We start from the raw sequence: 22,051 nt of genomic DNA, 5'->3' as shown, positions 1-22,051 counted from the left end.
TTATACCACAAGGCTTTGATATGCATATTGGAAACTCCTTAGTTATTTGCAGGAGTCTCAAATGTTTCGTAACTTATTCACCATTCTTAATCCAAGCCTTGTCACCGTCTGATTGTATATTGATACTACCCGCTCTATCAGTTCTAAATACTTTGATTCCTTTTTGGTCTAAAATGTCCAATGTCTCTTTATGTGGGTGACCATATTGGTTTTCGCCTACGGGAATAATTGCATATTGAGGTTTTACTTTATCCAAAAAACCTTTAACATTCTGAGCTCCATTTTTACTGCCTTGATGCGCTACCTTAAGCACATCTGCCCTTAAATCAAGGCCACTCTTTAATAACTTCTGCCCCACTTCACTTTCTGCATCGCCCATGAAAAGAAAACTATTTTTACCATATCTTGCTTTAAAAACAATTGAACTATTATTAAGGCTTGCTACTTTCTTTCCAGCCAAGGATTCAAAGGGATAATAAACCTCTATTTCCAAATCGCCGTATCTTAAAACCTCTCCCTGTTCAGCAGGGGTAAAATCTATTTTTTTTGTTTTAACCTTTTCCAAAAAATTTATATAATAGTCGCCTGTATGAATTACGCCCGTTCCAAATACTTTTTTAACATCATATCTTTCAAGAATATTTAATGCCCCGAGAACATGATCCTGATGAGGATGGGTTAGTATAAGTAAATCAATACTTCTATCAATCGGGCCGAGATTATTTCCAAGATGATTTAAAACTTTATTGCTTGGACCTCCGTCAATCATAATTTTAAAATTATCCGGCGTTCGAATTAATATTGCATCCCCTGATCCAACGTCCAAAAAACTAACCGTTAGAAATTTTGGGGGAGCAGAAAAATATAACCCCCAGACAGAAGCTCCAATAAAGAAAAGTATTAGTATTAAAGACTTAATTAATTGCGGTGGCTTTTTCATTCTTTATTTTTGATAATATAATTTTCTTAAAAATTAATGGCAATGCCAATAATAAGTAATATAAATAGATAAAAATAGTTGGCGTTTTTATTGATATAGAAGCGTATTTAAAGCGGGAGAAAAAAATAGAAAGACTAATAATATAAGAAACCATAAGAGACGACAAGTAAGATAAAAGCCTAGCAACCCCGATATCAATAAAACCTATCAAGGTAATAACAAAGGTGCTAAACATTATTAAAGGAACAATAGGTAAAACTAAGATATTAACTACAGGTGAAACAATAGATAGTCGGTTGAAATATAAAATAATTATCGGAATTATAAATAGCTGGGCAGCTAAAGTTGAAGCAAGCGCTTCAGAAATGATATGTGGTATTTTTACTTTTTTGAAATAGCCTAGAAGCTTATCAGAAATTAAAACCAAACCTAATGTTGATAAAACTGATAACTGAAAGCTGGGATCAAATCTAATCAGTAACGGGTTAGCAATAGACATTACAAAGGCCGCGAACAAAACCATAAAAACACCGTTAGCTTTTCTTCCTTCTTTTTTGGCAAATAATAAGATAGAAGCCATAATAGCAGCTCTTAAAACTGGTGGCTCAGCGCCGACAAAAAGCGTAAAAATAATTATTGCAAATAAAGGAATCCAAAAAGAAAGTTTTCTGGAAAATCCGTTAAATATTTTTTTAAAAAAATCTGCAACAATAGATATATTATAGCCAGAAATAACAATTATATGAGAGATAGCAACAAGATTAAAGATATCCATAATTTCCTTTGGCATCTTTTTAACCCCAAGCATAATACCAAGAATCATTGAAGAAGATGGTTCAATAAAAACTTGTTCAACTTTATTTTCAAAAGCGTTTTTTAACTTGAACAAATATCGATAAAAAATATTTCCTGAATAACCATTCTGCTCTCCCACCACCGGATAAATAATCATAGAATAAGCTCCTTTTGATGCAAAAAATCCAGCTAAGCTCGACTCTTCTGAATCACCTATGCCCTGCAATAGTCCTTCTATTTTAATATTTTTTCCATATTCTAATTCTTTCAGCTCGGAAGTCATAACATAAACCTTTCCGTTAACATCTTGCCACTCTTTATCTAGTCTCGCTTTTGCAACCTGAATGAAAAATGTTTTACTGGTATCTTTCTCCTGAGGATAGCTTGCAATAAAACCCTGGATTTCAACATTTTTATTATTAAAAAAAGATATATGGTTTTTTCCAATCTCTGGCATAAAATTATAAAAATGCCAAATTCCAAATATTAAAAATATCCCGCTAAAAGTTGCAACTTTAACAATAGAGTTATTTCTGTATATAAAAAATAGAGAAAATAACAAAAGAAAAGTAACAAAGAAAATTCTGTCATCATAAGGAAAATAGGAGGCAATAAATAGCCCGGCTAAAAAAGCAATTATATAAATAGTAAATGCCTTATTTTTTGACATCAAATTATTATTGCAGAGTTAGCCCTTATTTGCAAAAATAAAAACCGCTTTTGTGGTTTGTGATGTATTAATCGTATTTAAAGTTAGGCTAGCTGCTTTTCTTTTTGGGATTTTTTAGGTTTCATTGGCGAGAAAAATATCTGCATATCTATATCAGTATCTTTTATTAATTTATTAACCATCTTAATTGTTTCAATTATAGCCACTGGCTTTTCAGAATCAAAAATAAGTTCGTGACCAAATTTATCTATTTTTTCCTCAATGACAGCACCATTTTGATGTATTTTTTGAATAATCATTGTTAAAAAATCGGTTTTATGCTGTTCCGCGTCATGACAGGAAATTAAAATAGATAATGGTATTTCCCCTAAACGATATGCTACTGTTCCGCTACCAAAACTTATCCTACCAAATCGTCCTTTGGCAATAAAATATTTTATAGATTTCTTATTACCATTAAACTGTTTTTCTATAATTATGCCTTTCACCTCAAAGACTCTAAATTTTGTAATAAGCATTAGAGTAGCTTCTCCTGTCGCTATATCATTAATAGTTGATATCTGATCAGTAATCATATTCTTCACCTCCGTTAGTCAACTGAATTAAAGTCCGCTTCAGACATACAACAAAATCCAGACATTTCGTCATCAATAGAGTTGGTAAATCCTCCAGCCAAAATACTATATAGCCCGTAATCATCTTTCAAAAATATTGTTCTTGGGCTAAAACTTATTTACTTACCATTTTTATCTTCCGCAATAAAATACTTCTCTGCTCCTTTTTTAATGACCTCACCCTCTAACTTGATAATAACCTTATTATCATATTGATGAATAAAACCTTTTTTTGTTAAAAGAAACAACGATTCCTTTCCCTCCTGTAACTCTGATATTCTTCCAATATCTGACCGTACCATCTTTACCACTCCCTTTTAAAGTTCGAACATATCTGAATAAACTACATTAAAAACAGGTGTATGTCAACAGATCCTTGGAAGAATTTCACCGTGTGGTTTACTAATTATTCTCTCTCCGCCAATACGGGTTTTAATCGAAACGACACCTCTGCCACGACCTTTAATCTTGCCGATAGCCACAGCATGTTTAGAAATAGAATTATTTTTTAGTACATTTAAAATATTTTGAGCTTTATTAGCAGGAATAACTGCTATAAATTTCCCTTCATTGGCGAGTGTTAAAGGATCAAAACCTAATAAATCGCAAAAAGAGCTAACTTGCTTTTTAATAGGTATCTTAATTTCATCAATCTCTATATCTATATTAAATTTCTCAGCCAGTTCATTTAAAACCATAGCAATCCCGCCCCTGGTTGCATCTCTGATAAAAGGAATATCAGAAGTAACTTTAATCATACTGCTGATCGGCTTATAAAGAGAGCAGCAATCACTCTTTATATTAGTCTTAATTTTAAAATCATCTCTTGCAGAAATAATAGCCAAGGCGTGATCAGCTATACTACCGGATAATAAAATTAAATCTCCTTTCTTAGGCTTGTAGTTTGTTTCTATGATAACTTCACCTATTCCGGAAGAAGTTATAAAAATACCATCAGCTTTCCCCTTTTCCACTACCTTAGTATCTCCGGTAACAATCTTCACATTAGATTCCTTAGCTGCTTTTTTGATAGATTGAACAATCTTTTTTAGTTTTGAAAATTGTAGCCCCTCTTCAATAATGAAAGCTAAAGAAATATACAAGGGCTTTGCTTTCATCACGGATAGATCATTAACTGTGCCGTAAATAGCTAGCTTACCAATATCTCCTCCGGGGAAAAAGAGAGGACTAACAACAAAAGAATCAGTGGTAAAAACCAATCTATTAAATTTTTCTTTTATCAATGCAGAATCATTAAGCTTGTTAAGTTCTGCATTACCAAATTCTTTTATGAAGAGATCTTTAATAAGCCTCTCAGTAAGGATACCACCGCTTCCATGCCCTAGAGTAATCTTACTTTCCATATACTTTTATCCATGCCGCTATAGCTTTTAAATTCTGAGGAAACGCAAATTTATTAGGAAGCTTTTTAGGATTAAATGATTTCACTTCTATAACATCACTGCCAGACCTTAATTCTCCTGATATTGCCTTAGCGGCAAAACAAAAACCTATCACATTAGATTTAAAAGGCTTACCAAACATATGTATACCAATTAGATCTCTTATTTTTACTTTAAGCCCTGTTTCTTCTTCTGTCTCTCTAATCGCTGCCACTTCAGGAGATTCATCATACTCAACAAAACCTCCGGGCAGTGCCCAATAACCCTTGCAATGATCTACACCTCTTTTTACCATAACTATTTTATTATCAAGTTCTACAATGGCAGCTGCTCCGGGCAACGGATTTCTAAAAATGACGTAACCGCAACTGCTACAAATTAATCTTTTTCTATCATCTAAACCGATTTGTTTCTTTTCGAATTTTCCGGCACACTTAGGACAATACTTTAATTGACCGTATTCATACATCATAACCTCCGTATTTATAAAAAGCTGCGCATGTCCCTTCGGAAGAAACCATACAAGGACCAATTGGTTTTTCTGGTGTACAATTTTTTGAGAATAATAAACAATCTTTTGGCTGCTTTAATCCCTGAATAATTTCTCCACACTTACATGCTAAATTTTCTTTTGCTTTTGGTAAGCTAATTTTGAAAAAATTATCTACAGAAAATTGAACATATTTTTTGTTCAATTTTAAACCGCTTTTTCGAATAATACCTAACCCTCTCCATTCTGCATTTGTTCTTTCAAATATTTTGTTCATTATTCTTTGTGCTTCTATATTACCCTTACTGGTAACTACTTTCTTATATTGATTTATAATGCTTGGTTTTTTTTCTTTAAACATTTTTAATAAAAGTAATATTGATTCTAAAATTTCCTCAGCCTCAAATCCAGAAACCACTGCTGGCTTGTTATATTCATCAGAAATAAATTTATATGGCTTTAGGCTGCCTATTACAGTACTAACATGGCCGGGAAGTATAAAACCATCAATCATAATTTTAGGGTTTTTTAATAATGCCAACAATGCCTCGGGTACAGTTTTATGCAAAGAAAGAACTAATAAATTTTTAACCTTTTTCTGGTAAACTTCTTCAACAAGAGCTGCCGTAGTTGGAGCTGTGGTTTCAAAACCTACTGCTATAAATATAATTTTTTTTTCTGGATTATCATTAGCGACTTTGATTGAATCTAAAACAGAGTATATGATCCTTACATCATGACCTTCGGATCTTACTCTTTCTAAACTTTCTTTTTCTCCTGGCACCCTAAAAAGATCACCATACGTTAAAGTAATAACATTTTTTTGCTTCGCTAAAAAAATAATCTTATTTAAATCATTAACAGATGTTACGCAGACAGGACACCCGGGTCCAGATATCAAATTAATATTTTTAGGCAATAAAGATTTGATACCTAAACGATGGATAGCCATTGTATGAGTACCGCAAACCTCCATAATATTAATTTGCTTTTGACTATCTGATATTTTTTCTATACTTTCAACTATATTTTTTAACTTCATCTATAATCTCTGCTATTAATTTGTCATTCTCTTTTGCCTGTGCTTCATCTGCTATTGCTATAGCAAAACCGGCATGAACTAAAATATAATTACCTACTTTTGCTTGAGGTAATAATCTTAATGAAACAGATCTTGAATTACCTGAAAAATCAACAATAGCTTCAGAATATTTTATTTTTTTAATTTTCCCTATGGTTCCTAAACACATTACTTTACCCTTAAAGCTGCAATAATAGCTTGCCCTAAAGACACTCCACTATCATTTGTTGGTACTTTCTTATTTATAAAAATCTTAAAACCTGCTTTTTCTAATTCTATCATTGTTCTCTCTAAAAGATAACTATTCTGAAATACACCGCCAGACAAACAAACAGAATTAGCTGCTGAATAATGTTTTGTTAAATATCTGCATACTTCTAAGATCATTTTTGCTGTACCATGATGGAATTTTGCAGAAATAACAGATTTGCTTATTCCCTTTTTTATATCATGAATTATCTGTTCTATCACTGGATGCCAATTAATAATGAAGTGTTTTCCTTTTCTAAAAGAATATTTATAATATTTGCGCTCTATTTTATTAATAATAGATTCTAATTTCATCGCTGCCTCGCCCTCATAGGTATTTTCTTGCGCTATATTTAAAATCGATGAAACAGCATCAAACAACCTACCCATTGATGAAGACTCCATTGAATTAATATTTGCCCCAAGCTGCATTGAGATAATATTTAATTTTTTTTGATCTATCGGCAAAACATTAGCTAATTCATTAATTCTACCAATATCTTTCAGCATTGAAGCAGCAACCCTCCATGGATCCTTAGCGGCTAAATCTCCACCGGGTAATTTAATATATTCAAGGTGAGCAATTCTTTTAAAATTAGGAGGATTACCGTAAAAAAACTCTCCTCCCCAAATCTTATTATCCTCACCATCACTCAAACCCGTCCCGTCGAATGCTACACCAATAACTTTCCCTCTTAATCTATTTTCCGCATAAACACTTGCAACATGAGCGTGATGATGTTGAATTTTAAATAAAGATTTTGGATCCTTAGATAAATCTTCGGCAAGCTTTGTAGAAAAATAACAGGGGTGCAAATCACTGGCTAATATTTCTGGTTTTACTCTAAACAATTTTTTATAATTATCCAGTATCTTTTTAAATCTTTTAATATTAGATAAATTTTCTAAATCACCTAGATATTGGCTAACAATCGCTTTATTGTCTTTTAATAAGCAGAAGGTATTTTTAAAATCTGTACCAAAAGCCAAAAGATCTCTATTTGGTTTAACAGATAAATCTAAAGTGATAGGTGATACACCCCTTCCTGATCGAATTATCTGCATATCATTTCTTTTGCCTATTAGCGAAACAATACTATCATCATAGCCAGATAAAATCTCTCGATTATACAGTAAAAAATAATCAGCTATTCCACTAAGTTTTTCTAAAGCTTCCTTATTGTCAGTAATTATCGGCTCACCTGAAACATTGCCAGAAGTCATAATCAATGGCTTTGATTTTTTAAGATAATAGAAAAGTAATAAATGTAGCGGCGTGTAAGGAAGCATAACGCCTAGCTTATTAAGACCTGGCGCTATGTCATTTAAAAGATTAAATTTCTTGGCTTTTAACAAAACTATTGGGGATTTAGAAGATTTTAGAACTTTTTCTTCTTCTTTTGAAACAAGACAATACTTTTGGATAGTGCTTATGCTATCCATCATTAAAGCAAAAGGTTTTTGTGGTCTATTTTTTTTCTTTCTTATTTTATCAACTGCCTTCTTACTATTTGCATCACAAGCTAAATGAAAACCTCCAAGTCCTTTTATTACTACTATTCCACCCTTTTTAATAATATTCGCGGCTTCTTTAATCGCATCATTACCTTTAAATGTTTTGTTGTTTGTTATTTGTTGTTTGTTATTTGTTGTTTTACCCTGCACAGCTGGTCCGCAATTTGGGCAAGATATTGGCTGAGCATAAAAACGGCGATCCATAGGATCATCATATTCTTCTTTACACTTTTGACACATCTTAAATTCAGCCATTGAAGTATTTTTTCTATCATAAGGAATATTTTTTATAATAGTAAATCTTGGTCCGCAATTAGTGCAATTAATAAAAGGGTGCAAAAAACGGCGATTGTTTTTATCAAATAGTTCTTTTTTGCAATCCTCACAAATAGCTAGATCTGAAGAAATACTTTGTGATCCTTTAGTTGATTTACTTTTTTTTATTAAAAAATTACTTTCTTTCCTGTTTACTTTTAGCTGTTTACTGTCTACTTCTTCAATAACTGCTGCTTTTGGTGCTTTATTAATTATTAATTTATTAAACTTATCCAACGTCTCTCCTGTACCCTGAACTTCAATTGTTACTCCTTTTGAATGATTAAAAATAAAACCAGTCAAATTCAATAATTTTGCTAAATTAAAAATAAAAGGCCTAAAACCAACGCCTTGTACTGTACCAAAAATTTCTAATTTAATTCTCTTTTGCATGTTATTCCCACTCAATAGTTCCGGGAGGTTTGGAAGTTATATCATATACAACGCGGTTTATTCCTCTAACTTCATTCACTATCCTATTAGAAATAGATTGAAGAATATTATAAGATAGATTGGTCCAATTAGCAGTCATGCCATCAAAAGATTCTACACATCTTAGTGCTAAAACATTTCCATAAGTTCTATTATCACCCATTACCCCTACAGTCTTTAATGGAAGCAATACTCCAAAAGCCTGCCAGATCTTAGAATATATCCCGGCTTTTTTAATTTCCTGCAAGATGATCTCATCAGCCTCCTGAAGTACAACAATAGCTTCTTTTGTAACTGATCCTAATATCCTTATTGCTAAACCTGGCCCTGGAAAAGGATGTCTCTCAATAAGTTCTTTGGGTAAGTTTAGCTCTAATCCTAACTTTCTAACTTCATCCTTGAATAAGAAATTTAAAGGTTCAATAAGTTTAAGGTTCATTTTCTTCGGCAAACCGCCAACATTATGATGTGATTTTATAATAGAAGATGGCCCAGAAACAGAAATACTCTCTATTACATCAGGATAAAGAGTGCCTTGTACCAAATATTTTACGCCTTTAATCTTTTTAGCTTCTTCTTCAAATATTTTTATAAATTCTCTACCAATGATTTTACGTTTTTTCTCAGGATTAGAAACACCTTTTAACTCATTTAAAAAACGTTCTCTTGCATCTATAACTTTAAGGTTAAGCCCTGTATTTTTTGTTAAAAATTCCTTTACTTTTCTCGCTTCACCTTTTCGTAAAAGACCATTGTCAACAAACACACAATAAAGATTCTTTCCAATTGCCTTGTCAACAACAGTTGCAGCAACCGCTGAATCTACACCACCAGATATTGCACAAAGAGATTTCTCTTTTCCAACTTTATCTCTAATATTTATAATTTCTTGTTCTATATAATTTTCGAGGATCCAAGATTTTTTAATTTTGGCAATGCCTATTAGAAAATTTTTTAGAATCATTTTTCCATTATCAGTATGAGTTACCTCCGGATGAAATTGAACACAATAAATGTTCTTTTTCTCATTAGTAATAGCGGCGTTCGGAATATCAATTGTTGAGGCAATTCCCTTGAACCCTTTTGGTAATCTTGAAACTGAATCTCCATGGCTCATCCAACAAGAAAAATGATTAGGCATATGATTAAAAATTTTTGATTTATCTTTAATGAATAATTTAGCATGACCATATTCTCTTTTAGGAGAACTAACAACTTTGCCCCCTAAAATATGGGCGATTGATTGCATACCATAACAAATCCCTAAAACAGGAATTCCTAGTTTAAATATTTTTTTATCTGGCAGAATAGTAGAACTTTGCGAAACAAAATGCGGACCGCCAGATAATATGATTGCTTTAGAATTATATGATTGTATGTCTTTAAAACTGCTGTTTCCCGGAATTATGAAAGCATTAATTCCCAACTCTCTTGACCGCCGAACAATGAGCTGACTATATTGAGAACCAAAATCTAAAATTAATACACCTTCCATAAACAGATTATATCAGTAAACGAAAAACAGTAAACATATAATAGCTTAAAGTAAGAATACGATAATAAAGAAACCCAGCAAAAGCTAGGTCGCCCTTATAATATTACCTACCGATTCTTTTACACACCTTTTGAGGCTCTGGGATCCCTGGATTGCCGTGTTTTATCCATTTACCCGTACGATAATCACACGACCAATCGCCATTTCTTCCAAAAAGATTAAAAAACAGAATAATCAAAAGTATACCAAAAATAGAAAATATCATTATTTTTCTTAAATTTATTTGCAGCACGATTACTCCTATTAATTAAACTACGACCAATTCTCTTTTAAACAATAGACATAGGAATCATCACACATTCCGTCGCTAGACCCGTCGTTATAAATCATATATGTTCCCTTACTCCCATGTAATTCTGGGTGTGGCAAATCCAAGAAAGCTACAATAACATAACCATAATTTGTACCATCATAATTAGGATTAGCACAAGTAGGCTTACATGAATAAGGCCCCCAATAAGTAGGATCCCAATTACCAGGAGAATAGGTATCAGTAAATATGGTTGGGGTATAATTTAAAGGATCCATTGGGATAGAATTTACATCAGAAACAAAACCAGGGATTACGGCTCCAGTATCACCATCAATATTAGACCAACAATCCTCGCCCTTTGTTAAACACTCTCCAAACCGATACCAACCCTCATCAAAAGTGTCAGTGGTTCCAACTTGATCAACGGCAGGATAACGACCATATTTGATTTTAAACTTTTCAAGAGCATCACTTACCTGATTAAGAGAAGCTATTCGCTTAGCATCTCTTGCTCCTTGAGAAATACTATTTAACCTTACTATCATTAAAGTTGCCAAAATACCAAGAATAGCAATAACTACTAGCAATTCAATTATCGTAAACCCCTTTTGATTATTTCTTATAATCAATAGTTCCCCTATTTAAGGATATTTTATATAAGTGCAAATAAAATAGCAATCGACCTAAGTTGATTACCGAACAAGAACTTAACAAAATATTATGATTTAATAGTTTGGCGGTTTCTCAGTCATTGTTACATCATGAACATGACTTTCTGATAATCCAGCGGCAGTGATTCTGACAAACATGGCTTTTGCTTGAAGATCATTAATCGTTAAAGCACCGCTATAGCCCATCCCCGACCTTAGTCCCCCAATCAATTGATGAATAATGTCTGAAACTGAACCCTTGTATTCAATCTTTGCTTCTACTCCCTCCGGAATTATTTTCTTTACATCTGTAGTATTTTTCTGAAAATATCTGTCCCCTCCGTTAGCTTTCATAACACCAAGCGAACCCATACCCCGATAACATTTATATTTTTTATCTTTACCAATTAGTTCTCCTGGACTTTCGTCTGTACCAGCAAATAAACTTCCGAGCATAACCGATGAAGCACCGGCTGCTATTGCCTTTGTGATATCCCCTGAATATCTTATACCACCATCAGCAATAACAGGTATATTAAATTTTTTAGCAGCCCTTGATACATCCAAAATAGCAGTTATTTGAGGAACGCCTACACCCGAAACAATCCTGGTTGTACAGATTGAGCCTGGCCCAACGCCAATTTTTAAACCATCTGCGCCCATATTTATTAAATCCCTTGCGGCATCAAAGGTAGCTATATTGCCAACCAGCAAAGGAATATTAGAATATCGTTTTTTTGTTTCTTTAACTTTGTTTAAAACCATTCTTGAATGGCCGTGCGCAGTATCTATTACTAAAACATCTATACCGGCTTCAATTAGTTTATCAATTCTCTCATTTGCATCCGTTCCAACACCAGCAGCAGCAGCCACCATTAGCCTGCCGTCTTTGTCTTTAAGAGAGTTAGAGTAAAAACTTCCGCCATAATGTTTAACTCTTTTTACTTCTTCTATTTGTCTATCAACTGATAAAGCTCTATGGATTACACCAATTCCGCCTAATTGAGCCAAAGCTATTGCCATATCTGATTCTGTAACAGTGTCCATGGCCGCGCTTAATAAAGGTATATTTAATTTTATATCTTTTGTTATATATGTTTCTAATTGAGCTTCCGCGGGCAGAACTTCCGAGTATTGAGGTATCAACAAAACATCGTCAAATGTTAAACCTTCGCTTGACACTTATCCTCCCGAATCCTCAGAATATTTATTCCCACCGGGCAGAGCCTTACTGAGGATGAGGCCCTCCAAAAACTGTAAGTGAGGGTGGGCAACTATTAGTTAATTGTTTAATAATTCCGTCCTTATTTAAAAAAATGAAATATTAAAACTAGTTAATCAAACAATAAGTAGGTTGTCAATATTGAAAAAATTGACTAGGTAATTAGTCAATTTTTTAACCCCCTGTTACATCTATTTATTACCAAGACTTTTTTATTTCTCTCCGTATAGTTCTTCTTTCATAAGTTTAATAACTTCTGGCGGTACAACGCTGGACTTTACTAGATAATATTTAGCACCTAAGTCAAAGGCCTTATCTCTTATATCGTCATCGTCTAAAACCGTGAGCATAAAAACCGGAATATCAGCAGTGGTGGGATCTTTTTTAATCTCTTCTAAAACTTCCATTCCATTTTTGCCAGGCATCATAATATCTAACAATACCAAATCCGGCTTTTCTTTTCGAATTTTTTCCAGAGCCTCGTCACCATCTTTGGCAAATACAGAATCAAAAACTTCATCTTTAAATCTTAATTCGTATATTTCTCTTAACCCTTCTTCATCATCTGCAAATAAAATTTTTTTCTTAGGATTTTTAGTCATAATTATTCTTATTATAGCATAGTAAAAAATCTCATTAAAATTATGTGAACACTTTACATAAAAGAGGTTGACTATTTACATATTGCATGTTAATTTAAAAATATGGAAAAACAAATCACCCCAAAACAACAAAGAGTTCTAAGTTTTATCCGCGAGTATTTCAGAACAAATAATAAAATGCCTACCTATGAAGAAATAGCTGATTCGCTCAGCATAAGATATTTTAATTCTATCCGACAATACCTTCAAATCTTAAAATTAAAAGGGTTTCTTGATATAGAAGAACACAAAAGCCGCGGCATAAAACTAAACGATGAAATTATAGAAACCATAAACATTCCCCTAGTAGGCTCTGTATCTTGCGGAACACCAATACTTGCTACAGAAAATATTGAAGGATACGTTCCTGTACAAAAAAGTTTCGTAAGTAATCCTTATAAACAATATTTTTTCTTGAAAGCACAAGGTGATTCTATGAATGAAGCGGGTATTGAAGACGGCGATTTATTATTGATAGAAAAAAAAGAAACTGCAAGCCCTGGCGAAATGGTATTAGCATTAATTGGTGACGAAGCTACTGTAAAATTTTACAAGCTAGGCAATGGCTATGCGGTGCTTTTACCAAAATCACGCAATCCAGAACATAAACCTATTATAGTTAAAGATAACTTATCTATTCAGGGCATTATTGTAGAGGTGATAAAAGCTAGGGACCTAAAAACATAACTAATCAGTCTGATTCTTGTTATTAGTAAATAAATTACTTATTATAATAAGAGCATAATAATTGAGATTAAATATGGTCTACTTAATAACCACCATAATATCAGTAATTGGGAATCTGGTTCTTGGTGCTTTAGTCTTCTCAAAAGATAAGAAGAATTTCTTGAATATCCAGTTTCTTATTTTCACTTTACTTTTAGCAGCTTATATTGCAATAAGCTATATTTCAATGCCTTTGCAAAGCACTGAAATAGCCAAAATATCCTTCTTTTTAAGCCCCGTTCTAAAAGGTAGCGCTTTTGCGTGGATTATCTCTCTATGTATCGGCCCTAAGCCAAAGATAACTATTTCGATTTATATCATTGGAATAATATTGGGAGGCTTAAATCTTATTAGTAATCTAGGAATTAAAGATTTAATAGTCACTAATACAGATTTTCAATACTCTCCCGGTCTACTATCTCCAATTTACTTTATGTATACTCTAGGAATTGTTTTAATAGGGTCTTATTTATTAATCAAATCAGCTATTTCAGTAAAAGGTGCAATAAGAAGAAAATTCATTATTATAATAACTGGATTAATAAGCTACGCAGTAATAGCCTTTGTGACCGGGACTTTTCTACCCACAATAGGAATAAAAAATTTTGCGCTTTTTGATATTCCCGGATCATTGATTTTTATTGGATCAACTACTTACGCAATGATTAAATACAAAAAGACTGATAATTGATATAATTAATATTAATTTTATAATCCTCGGGGAAATAAATATTCCAACATCTAAAAATTAATCTTTCCACTTATCTTGAACTGAAGCAATAACATTGTCAGAATTACTTAGAGATATTATTAAGTAAGAATAAGGACTGTCTTTCTCAATAAAAAATTTATAAGGAGCGTCTGGGTTTACATCTTGAGGAAACTTTCCTCCTGACATAAAATCGTTAGGCAATTTGCCTCCTGGTGTTCTTACTAAAACCTGATCGGCTTCCATCGTAGCAATAGTGCTATCAGAAAGATTATACCATTGATTGGTTGCACAACTGGGATCAATGCATTGTATAAGACCACCTGCAATTATAAACTGATCAAATGCTTTCTTTATTTCATGCACATCTGTATTCCTTCTAGCGATTCTAGCGTCTTTCATTGTAGATGTTATTCTAATAATGACCAAAGAAGCTATTATTGCGATTACCGCAATAACAACAAGCAATTCTATTAATGTAAATCCTCTTTTACTAATTTCTCGTTTATTCATTAATTAGTCCTTATAATCACTAAATAGTGTGTCTTGTTTTTGCTTGGGTAATTTATCAGCCTCTGACCAGATTTTTACTTTACCAAATACACCATCATAACCTGGAGCAATAGATATTTGTCCTTCTCTTATCTTCTTAATACCTTCGGCAAGTTTTTCATCTTCTCTTTTGATATTTTCTAACGGTTCATCAAGAAGAACATTAAATTCATTTTTAAATCTAGAAATTATCTTTAAATAATCGCCTCTAACTTTTTTAGATTCTGCGCCTAAATTTTGACTTTCAGCGATTATTTCAATAAGCGGAACTAAACTTTTAAAAAACGGCCGCTTTTCATCTTTAAAATCAAGCGGCTTATCGGCAATTTCTTCTACTCTATGCATAACCCCAACTGTAAGTTTCCTGCCGCAAACAGGACAAATAGCGCCTTTTTTCTTTGTCTCTTCCTGTGACTGAACAATATTACAATTTCTATGGCCGGTGTAATGATATTTGCCTTCTTCAGGATAAAACTCAATTGTATATAAAATTTCTTCACCTTTTTTGGGATTTTTCATGGCATTTCTTAAAGATATAAAATTTGGATCAATATCAAATACTGTTGCTTCCCTACCAAGTTTCGACGGAGAATGAGCATCTGAACAAGAAATAATAGACATTCTATCCAACTGAGACAAACGCCAATTCATTTGCGGATCAGAAGAAAGTCCTGTTTCAACTGCAAAAATCTCTTTTGATATTTCATCAAAACATTCTTGAACTGAATCGAATCCGGAGTTCGCTCCAAATAAAGAAAACCAAGGTGTCCAAATATGAGCGGGAATTATAATAGCATCTGGGGCTATATCTAAAATTATTTTTGCAAGTTCTTTTGCATCCATTCCTAAAATAGGACGACCATCAGAAAAAAGATTTCCCCTGCCTGTTAGCGTAGTGTTAATTTTACGAACAGCGTTTAATGACGGGGCCAAAATAACTAAATGAATTTTTCTAACCCTGTTATTCTTTGAATAAATACAGCTTATCTCTGAACTTAAAATAAAATAGGGGCTGTCTTCTTTGTCTTTTAATTTATACAAACCCTCTTCTACCGACTCCAGCTTTTGTTCAATCTCGCCAAACCATATAGGATGTGTAAAATCACCGGTTCCTAATAAATTTATACCCTTAAACCGTGACCAAAGAAACAGAGCCTCTAAATTCATTTCCCGACTGGTGGCTCTTGAATATTTAGAATGTATATGCAAATCCGCAACTAGTTTCATATATTATAATTAAACCTCAAATATTTTACTCCAATAAAGAAGAACAATCATCATGATAAATACGGCTAGCATAAATATAACTAAAACAATTAAATCTGCTTGATTCATGTTTGGACCAAACATTCTTGTTTTTCCAACATTTCCAGATCCGTCCTTATCAAGATTTAATAATCGACTACTAAAGCGCTTAAAAGGAGAAAATGATTTGATGGACATTAAAATGTAAGTTTCCAGAAAATTAGAGAACTTAGGTAGTTTATTATAGTATCGAATTATCTCATAAAAAGCATTTATGAAATTAAATATTATAAAAAGTAATGAAGCAATAATGATAATTAGATAATAGAATGGGATACTTGATAATAAATCAAAAAAATCATAAGACGACCCCATAAAGTGAAAAACTCCAAAACAAAATATCAGTATGGCGGTAAAAATAAAAATAACAAAATGCTTAGTAATTGGCTGGATTGGTTTATTTAGAGTCATATAAATATTTTAACTCTTTACATCAAATAAACAAAATTATATATCCCTTATTCAAATCGGAAAAATTTCAAGATAATATTCATTATTAAAAAAACGCGGCTGAAAAGCCGCGTTTTTTAAAAACTAGAAACCGTTTATATCCTCGGTTTAGCTACGTTTACTTTTAGGTTTCTTCCCTGAATTTCTTTTCCGTCTAATTCTCTTACTGCTTTGTCTGCGTCTTCATCATTTGCAAAAGTAACAAATCCAAATCCTTTTGATTTGTTTGTTAATCTATCCATGATTACTGTAGCTTCTTTAATTTCACCGTACTCAGAAAACATGCTGGAAAGTCTTTCATTATCTATATCATAAGAAAGATTGCCTACATAAAGTTTATTCTTTTGATCCATTTTTTTATCCTTATTTTTTTTAATTATTTATATCGACCCCGGCTTGCGATCTTCGGGGCACTAATATAATTAATACTCACTACGATTCACCAAACGGTAAATTCATTGTACCAGATTTTAAAATAAATGCAATAGTCATATTCAATAAAATCGATTGCTAGAAATCCATCCCCAAAATAGTAGTAAATCTTCCTTCCTTGATTTTTTGATCCTGAGATTTTCTATAAGAAAAATAATCCAAACTAGTATAAGTATTTATGGAGCTTATAGTTATATTTTCTTTTAGAACTCCTAAATCAGTAAACTGTTTTATATTTTCAGCCGCTAAATCTATCATGTAAGATTCTTTATGGATATAAGGTCCGAATTGACTGACTATGCCTTTGGGATTAGCACCAAAATTTTCTGCTAGAAGATTGATTACTTTCTTTGCTAGATTACGGGAGGTGGTTTTTTTACTCAAATGAACCAATGCAACGACTTTTTTAAATGGATCATATAAGCTGGCTGGCAAACAGTCGGCAGTTAGAAGCATTAAACAAATATTTGGCTTATTTGTAATTAATGCATCTACTTTGGGTGCATTTCCCAAATCGAATATGCCTTTACCTAAATTCTCTTCTTTAACAATTAATATATCATCTTCATGATTTATAACATTCATGCAAACAGTGCTTTGCATATCTACCTTAATTTTCTGAAAATATTTTTTCCTGTTATTTAAGACCGCTTGTTTATTGTCAAACCTAAAATCCAAATTCCCATCTTTAGCATTAGAAACAAAATATTTAATTTCTTTAAAATCACTTAGCGTCATAATTCTACCAATCTTTTTTCATGGCCTCGGCTTTTAATTTTTTGAGCAACATAAACCGCTAAATTATTAAATTGCCAAACCAGCTCTATATTTAAAAAAGACGCTTTGGTAAGCAGGTCAAACTGCCCAGATAAAGACATTGGCATATCTTCTTTAAAAGCATGCTTAAGCCAAACCTCAAGCTCTCCACCTGATAGATTTTTTCTTAAGTAATTTTCATATATCTTGCTATATTGTTCGGTTATTTCAGATTCTTCCCCTTTTATAAAATCAGCATTAACAAATATGCCGCCATCCTTTAAAGAACCGTAGATCTTTTGAAACAATTTTGCTTTTTCTTGGTGATTAATATTATGAATAGCGATAGCAGACACAATAGCATCATAATCGTTGTCAAAATCTATTTTATTAAAATCATCTTCAATCAATTTAATTCTGTCATTATAGCCTTTAAGCTTTTCTCTTGAGTTGGTAATCATCTTATGGGAAAAATCAATACCTGTGACTTTAGCATTTAGAAATTTTTTAAGCATTAAGAACATACCATGACCAGTGCCGGAACCTAAATCAAGAATCTTTAATTTTGATTTTGAACCAAAATTAAGAGCATTCACCATTACTTTATGCAACTCATTATTTCGCATTACAACTTTATCCGCTACATAGTCATAGTCATCTACGCTTTTGGCAAAATGATTATATATCTTTTCGTTATCCATGCTTTTATTCTAAGCCCCAGTTGCTCTCTTTATACTTATCTTCTTTTAATAATTCTTCGATTACTCTTTGAATCTCTGTAATATCGTCATCATCCATCGGCTTGGCATTATCATAAAAACCAGTTTCCCTATGGGGAAAATGTAATGAATCTCCATATTTTTGCTTAGGTGCGCTTTTCGCTCTTCCATATAAATGAATATGAAGATATGAACCCTGGGGTGAAAAAACACTCCAGTTTCCATTATCCTGATAATTGATTCTCCCGATATCTATCCCCCGATTATTCAAACCTTTCACCATTGCCTCACCAGCTAACATTATTAGTCTTGCCATTTCAGTCGCTTCTTTTGGAGAAAGAGCTGTTCTATCTACAACTCTCCTCTTGGGAACTATTCTGATATGGCCGCCATCTTCTCTACTAACGTGGGGTTCGCTAACAGCTTCAGCTATAAAATTTTTTGTCTCGTAAATTAATTTATTTTCCATTTACTTATTTTACTCCAAATTCATATAATAATTATATTTTTATCTTTATTAAATGAAAGTTTTTGCCATTAAGTCCCTTGATATCAACCGACTCTTTTTGAAACTTATTTTGATCTAACTGATTTGGCGATAATACAAGCATATGATAATTTTCATTGTCTTTTTCTAAAACGCCTGCGCCAACCCAAAACTTTGCAATAGATCTTTTGGTAGTACCTACTGCCACAGAATTTGGTAAAGGCTTTGTGATTATAAAAATCTTATCTGGGGTTCGATAGTAAGGACGCCTTTTGGAAACTATAGAGTATCCTTCATGAACAAGAAAAACTTTTTCCCGCCACTCAGAATCATTATCATAACCTGGTTTTAATTTAACATTTAAATCTACAAGACGTATTTGCTCTGGTGTTAATTTTGGAAGGCCATTTAACTCCTCTTTTACTTTTTCTATATTACCAAATAATTCTTCTTTGAAAGCATCGTAACTTGCATACTGATCCCCAACTCTATTTAGGGTAAATTTTAGATTTTCTGGGATATAAGATTTAATAAAATCCAATAACTTTCTAAAACTTTGGATATATCTTTCAGTATCTTCCTTGGGTACATTGTCCATTAGCTCGAGGATTACATCATCAGAATAAAAATCAAACCATACGCCAGGTTTATAAATAGAAGCAATCGGTTTTAGCCAATTAGCATAATAGATAAGACTAAACAGCTCAGCCCAATCAACCTCTGGTGCTTCCTCAAGTCTCCATAATTTATAACCACCAAAACCAATGTAAGTTTAACAGGCTCATCCTTATCAACGCTTGTTGAAATGGCTTGGCGAATATGCTCTAAATATTCAATATTTACGGCGTACTTACGAAACTTCTTAGACATCAAAAGCCTGAAGATTTCAGCTTTAAGTTCGTCTTTGGCAGAGATTTTTTTTACTCTATCTTCTTTATTTAGCTCTTCTAATTTTGAATTAATGTAATCTTGTATCTTCATAATAAAAATGGAGATGCGGGATGGGCACGATTCCATCGTATATAGCCTTGCGGGCTATCACCTTTTCTCGGTCACCGCATCAGTAATATTTTACCATTTTTAACTAATTAATGTAAAAAGGATCTTTTGACATTTGTGGACGCTTACAAGATAATTTATTTAAAGAGTTAAGTATGACTGATAATAATCAATCCAAAAAATGGTATAGGCAAAATCGATTTATAATCCTTGCTCTTTTTATTTTCTCACCGCTAGGCGTCTTCTTGATGTGGAGATACAGCGACTGGCCAATTGCTCGAAAGTGGCTTTATACTCTTTATGCCGGCTTAGGTCTGTTAGTACTTCCAATTTTATTTTGGCTTTTAAGCAATTATTAATCACGGGGCATAATCTCTATTTCTTTTTACAGAGCGTATTCATCTAAATTAATTCAATCAAAAAACAGAAATAATCAAAAAAAATAGCTAAAACTTGGATGTTTTGATAAATATCTTCGCTGTTATTTATTTTAAAATAAAATTAATAACAAATAAGGAGGGTATATGGAAGAAGACATGAAAAGCAAAATGATGATGGAAGCGGATAATATGATGAACTCTATGGAAAAAATTGAGGAAATGTCGGCAGGAATGGAAATGGATGAAGAAACAACAGACAAAATGATGAAAATGAAAGAAATGATCGTTAGCATGAAAAACATGATGATGAATATGTAATTATTTCTGCTTTGGAAGCCAAAAAAGGAGCCTGAGACTCCTTTTTTGGCTCTTGAGTTTGCTCCAGTCGGCCGGCTCTCCGCCATTTTTTTCATGCCATTTTTATCTTCATCTCATTCTTCCTTGAAACAATATATTCCAAATATTGATGCGTTAACCTATGTATCTATCTAAACCGTCTGTAAGATTTTTAAAACGTGCTAATGTTTGCTCTTTGCTAAATGCAGGTTCTGAATAAATGCTAAATATTTTCGATATTAATTTCTCTTTAATTAATATCGAAAAATTAGTAACTGTAATTTCTGAATTTTCTTTTAGCTCTAAGTATTCAAGAATTTTCTGATCTAGCAATTTATTTAATTCATTTTTTGATCTGTTATTTTCTAGTACATCAATACATTTTCCATCCTTATTAAACCTACAAGGCTTGCAAATATCATCTTCTTCAATGCTTAGAACAAGATTAGCCTGCTTATTTCTTAAAATATTGTTTCCTATTCTATAAAAATCATGACCATATTTCTCATCTGGCTTAAATTCATCAATTCCAGAACCGTATAATTTAATTATATCTAAAAAATGGTGGGGTTTGATTTTCATAAACTAATATTAACGTAGAATAACCACAAAACCAAAAAACGGAAAATCATTAGAAATTAGATCTGTTTTTTATATTTTTCTCAATAAAATCCTTTATAAGCTCAACTATCCCCCGTTTAAGCTTCGGGGAACTTTTAGCCACGTCAACCGCCATTTCATAAATCTCCTCATTGGTTACAGAAAGCCACTTTTTATTAAATAAAAGGAAAACCAACAAACTCGTAACAGCAATCCTCTTGTTCCCATTAAGAAAAGGGTGATTTTTAATCATTAAATAAAACAAAATAGAAGCCTTATCAATCAAACTAGGGTAAAGCTCTTTTTTGGCATATGTTTGAAATGCTGTAGCCAGACAGCTCTCGAGTTTACCGGGATAACGAGTGCCGAAATCAGGAATCGGCTCATCCCAACCCATCTGTTCTTTAGCGAGCCGATGAGCAATTCGTTCAACCTCTTCGACAGTAATCTGTTTCATCATTCCTTTCCTAATTTTTTCAAAGCGGGCTTAAATTCTTTAATTACTTTATCAACTGCCCGCTTTACCTCTTTTTCTTCTTTGGGTGTTATTTTCTTAAAAATACCGCCCAAAGAATCTCTATCCACTACATAATTACGGCCAATTTTTTTAGCCTTAATTTTTCCGGAACGAATTCTTTTAAAAACACCTATTCGACTAATACCTAAAATTTCGGCGGCTTCGGATGTTGATATTAACTCTGATTTATTTTGCATGTTAACCTCTTTATTCTAAATTAACATATGTTAACCGACGCGTCAATGGTTAACGTAAAAT

28 protein-coding genes and 1 pseudogene are annotated in these 22,051 nt (G+C 32.6%); 3 read left to right on the top strand and 26 right to left on the bottom strand.

Annotation, left to right across the window (positions count from 1 at the left end):
• Positions 1 to 73: 73 nt before the first annotated feature.
• The 14 genes from COX95_01980 to COX95_01915 all read right to left on the bottom strand — a co-directional run bounded on the left by COX95_01980 (position 74) and on the right by COX95_01915 (position 12,786).
• Positions 74 to 940, bottom strand: a complete 867-nt coding sequence (locus COX95_01980; GenBank protein PIZ86209.1) for a hypothetical protein — start codon at positions 938 to 940, stop codon at positions 74 to 76.
• Positions 915 to 2,405, bottom strand: a complete 1,491-nt coding sequence (locus tag COX95_01975) for a hypothetical protein (protein ID PIZ86208.1) — start codon at positions 2,403 to 2,405, stop codon at positions 915 to 917. Before COX95_01975 ends, COX95_01980 begins: the two co-directional genes overlap by 26 nt.
• An 83-nt stretch (positions 2,406 to 2,488) precedes the next feature.
• Positions 2,489 to 2,980, bottom strand: coding sequence for a hypothetical protein (locus COX95_01970; GenBank protein PIZ86207.1), 492 nt, complete (start codon positions 2,978 to 2,980; stop codon positions 2,489 to 2,491).
• A 158-nt stretch (positions 2,981 to 3,138) separates the two neighbouring features.
• Positions 3,139 to 3,321 (bottom strand): hypothetical protein, encoded by a 183-nt coding sequence (locus tag COX95_01965; GenBank protein ID PIZ86206.1) that lies wholly within the window; start codon positions 3,319 to 3,321, stop codon positions 3,139 to 3,141.
• 63 nt (positions 3,322 to 3,384) lie between these two features.
• Positions 3,385 to 4,383: a hydrogenase expression/formation protein HypE gene (hypE, locus tag COX95_01960; protein ID PIZ86205.1), complete on the bottom strand. Its 999-nt coding sequence runs from the start codon at positions 4,381 to 4,383 to the stop codon at positions 3,385 to 3,387.
• Positions 4,373 to 4,891, bottom strand: a complete 519-nt coding sequence (locus tag COX95_01955) for an NUDIX hydrolase (protein PIZ86204.1) — start codon at positions 4,889 to 4,891, stop codon at positions 4,373 to 4,375. Before COX95_01955 ends, hypE begins: the two co-directional genes overlap by 11 nt.
• Positions 4,884 to 5,954 (bottom strand): hydrogenase formation protein HypD, encoded by a 1,071-nt coding sequence (locus tag COX95_01950; GenBank protein ID PIZ86203.1) that lies wholly within the window; start codon positions 5,952 to 5,954, stop codon positions 4,884 to 4,886. Before COX95_01950 ends, COX95_01955 begins: the two co-directional genes overlap by 8 nt.
• Complete coding sequence (gene hypC / locus COX95_01945) at positions 5,932 to 6,162, bottom strand: HypC/HybG/HupF family hydrogenase formation chaperone (GenBank protein PIZ86202.1); 231 nt, start codon at positions 6,160 to 6,162, stop codon at positions 5,932 to 5,934. The genes COX95_01950 and hypC overlap by 23 nt, the downstream gene beginning before the upstream one ends.
• Positions 6,162 to 8,465, bottom strand: coding sequence for a carbamoyltransferase HypF (gene hypF, locus COX95_01940; GenBank protein PIZ86201.1), 2,304 nt, complete (start codon positions 8,463 to 8,465; stop codon positions 6,162 to 6,164). The genes hypC and hypF overlap by 1 nt, the downstream gene beginning before the upstream one ends.
• Position 8,466: 1 nt before the next feature.
• Positions 8,467 to 9,999, bottom strand: a complete 1,533-nt coding sequence (locus tag COX95_01935; GenBank protein PIZ86200.1) for a glutamine-hydrolyzing GMP synthase — start codon at positions 9,997 to 9,999, stop codon at positions 8,467 to 8,469.
• Between the two features lie 103 nt (positions 10,000 to 10,102).
• Positions 10,103 to 10,291, bottom strand: a complete 189-nt coding sequence (locus tag COX95_01930) for a hypothetical protein (GenBank protein ID PIZ86199.1) — start codon at positions 10,289 to 10,291, stop codon at positions 10,103 to 10,105.
• Positions 10,292 to 10,311: 20 nt separating this feature from the next.
• Positions 10,312 to 10,953, bottom strand: coding sequence for a hypothetical protein (locus COX95_01925; GenBank protein PIZ86198.1), 642 nt, complete (start codon positions 10,951 to 10,953; stop codon positions 10,312 to 10,314).
• Positions 10,954 to 11,037: 84 nt separating this feature from the next.
• Positions 11,038 to 12,144, bottom strand: a complete 1,107-nt coding sequence (locus COX95_01920; GenBank protein ID PIZ86197.1) for a guanosine monophosphate reductase — start codon at positions 12,142 to 12,144, stop codon at positions 11,038 to 11,040.
• A gap of 252 nt (positions 12,145 to 12,396) precedes the next feature.
• Positions 12,397 to 12,786 (bottom strand): response regulator, encoded by a 390-nt coding sequence (locus COX95_01915; GenBank protein ID PIZ86196.1) that lies wholly within the window; start codon positions 12,784 to 12,786, stop codon positions 12,397 to 12,399.
• Positions 12,787 to 12,888: 102 nt separating this feature from the next.
• Here COX95_01915 and lexA point away from each other — a divergent pair, with 102 nt between their 5' ends.
• Positions 12,889 to 13,512: a repressor LexA gene (gene lexA, locus COX95_01910; GenBank protein PIZ86195.1), complete on the top strand. Its 624-nt coding sequence runs from the start codon at positions 12,889 to 12,891 to the stop codon at positions 13,510 to 13,512.
• A gap of 73 nt (positions 13,513 to 13,585) precedes the next feature.
• A complete protein-coding gene (locus tag COX95_01905) occupies positions 13,586 to 14,242 on the top strand; it encodes a hypothetical protein (protein ID PIZ86194.1) in 657 nt (218 codons plus the stop codon).
• Between the two features lie 57 nt (positions 14,243 to 14,299).
• Here COX95_01905 and COX95_01900 read toward each other — a convergent pair whose 3' ends face one another.
• The 9 genes from COX95_01900 to COX95_01860 form a co-directional block, all read right to left on the bottom strand.
• Positions 14,300 to 14,773, bottom strand: a complete 474-nt coding sequence (locus COX95_01900) for a hypothetical protein (protein PIZ86193.1) — start codon at positions 14,771 to 14,773, stop codon at positions 14,300 to 14,302.
• Positions 14,774 to 14,776: 3 nt separating this feature from the next.
• Positions 14,777 to 16,039, bottom strand: a complete 1,263-nt coding sequence (locus tag COX95_01895) for a DNA helicase UvrD (GenBank protein ID PIZ86192.1) — start codon at positions 16,037 to 16,039, stop codon at positions 14,777 to 14,779.
• 9 nt (positions 16,040 to 16,048) lie between these two features.
• On the bottom strand, positions 16,049 to 16,528 hold the full coding sequence (locus tag COX95_01890; protein ID PIZ86191.1) for a hypothetical protein: 480 nt from the start codon (positions 16,526 to 16,528) through the stop codon (positions 16,049 to 16,051).
• Positions 16,529 to 16,662: 134 nt separating this feature from the next.
• Entirely contained in the window at positions 16,663 to 16,920 is a 258-nt protein-coding gene (locus tag COX95_01885; protein PIZ86190.1) for an RNA-binding protein, read from the bottom strand.
• A gap of 157 nt (positions 16,921 to 17,077) precedes the next feature.
• A complete protein-coding gene (locus COX95_01880) occupies positions 17,078 to 17,737 on the bottom strand; it encodes a hypothetical protein (GenBank protein ID PIZ86189.1) in 660 nt (219 codons plus the stop codon).
• Positions 17,734 to 18,456 carry a 16S rRNA (cytosine(1402)-N(4))-methyltransferase gene (gene mraW / locus COX95_01875; protein ID PIZ86188.1) on the bottom strand — a complete coding sequence of 241 codons (723 nt, stop codon included), beginning with the start codon at positions 18,454 to 18,456 and terminating at the stop codon, positions 17,734 to 17,736. Before mraW ends, COX95_01880 begins: the two co-directional genes overlap by 4 nt.
• 4 nt (positions 18,457 to 18,460) lie before the next feature.
• A complete protein-coding gene (locus tag COX95_01870) occupies positions 18,461 to 18,943 on the bottom strand; it encodes a hypothetical protein (protein ID PIZ86187.1) in 483 nt (160 codons plus the stop codon).
• A gap of 31 nt (positions 18,944 to 18,974) precedes the next feature.
• A complete protein-coding gene (locus COX95_01865; GenBank protein ID PIZ86186.1) occupies positions 18,975 to 19,559 on the bottom strand; it encodes a hypothetical protein in 585 nt (194 codons plus the stop codon).
• A gap of 71 nt (positions 19,560 to 19,630) precedes the next feature.
• Positions 19,631 to 19,942: a hypothetical protein gene (locus COX95_01860; protein PIZ86185.1), complete on the bottom strand. Its 312-nt coding sequence runs from the start codon at positions 19,940 to 19,942 to the stop codon at positions 19,631 to 19,633.
• A gap of 173 nt (positions 19,943 to 20,115) precedes the next feature.
• On the opposite strand from COX95_01860, the gene COX95_01855 reads away from it, so the two are divergent.
• Positions 20,116 to 20,319 carry a hypothetical protein gene (locus COX95_01855; GenBank protein ID PIZ86184.1) on the top strand — a complete coding sequence of 68 codons (204 nt, stop codon included), beginning with the start codon at positions 20,116 to 20,118 and terminating at the stop codon, positions 20,317 to 20,319.
• A gap of 717 nt (positions 20,320 to 21,036) precedes the next feature.
• Here COX95_01855 and COX95_01850 read toward each other — a convergent pair.
• The 3 genes and pseudogenes from COX95_01850 to COX95_01840 all read right to left on the bottom strand — a co-directional run bounded on the left by COX95_01850 (position 21,037) and on the right by COX95_01840 (position 21,990).
• Positions 21,037 to 21,258: pseudogene (locus COX95_01850) on the bottom strand (hypothetical protein).
• Positions 21,259 to 21,307: 49 nt separating this feature from the next.
• Positions 21,308 to 21,736 carry a type II toxin-antitoxin system death-on-curing family toxin gene (locus COX95_01845; GenBank protein PIZ86183.1) on the bottom strand — a complete coding sequence of 143 codons (429 nt, stop codon included), beginning with the start codon at positions 21,734 to 21,736 and terminating at the stop codon, positions 21,308 to 21,310.
• A complete protein-coding gene (locus COX95_01840; GenBank protein PIZ86182.1) occupies positions 21,733 to 21,990 on the bottom strand; it encodes a hypothetical protein in 258 nt (85 codons plus the stop codon). The genes COX95_01845 and COX95_01840 overlap by 4 nt, the downstream gene beginning before the upstream one ends.
• Between the last annotated feature and the right edge of the window lie 61 nt (positions 21,991 to 22,051).

The sequence above is a fragment of the bacterium CG_4_10_14_0_2_um_filter_33_32 genome, assembly GCA_002792735.1.
GTDB lineage: Bacteria > Patescibacteriota > CPR2_A > CG2-30-33-46 > CG2-30-33-46 > CG2-30-33-46.
The sequence above is the reverse complement of the archived record's forward strand: the minus strand, read 5'-3'. Positions and strand labels throughout refer to the sequence as shown.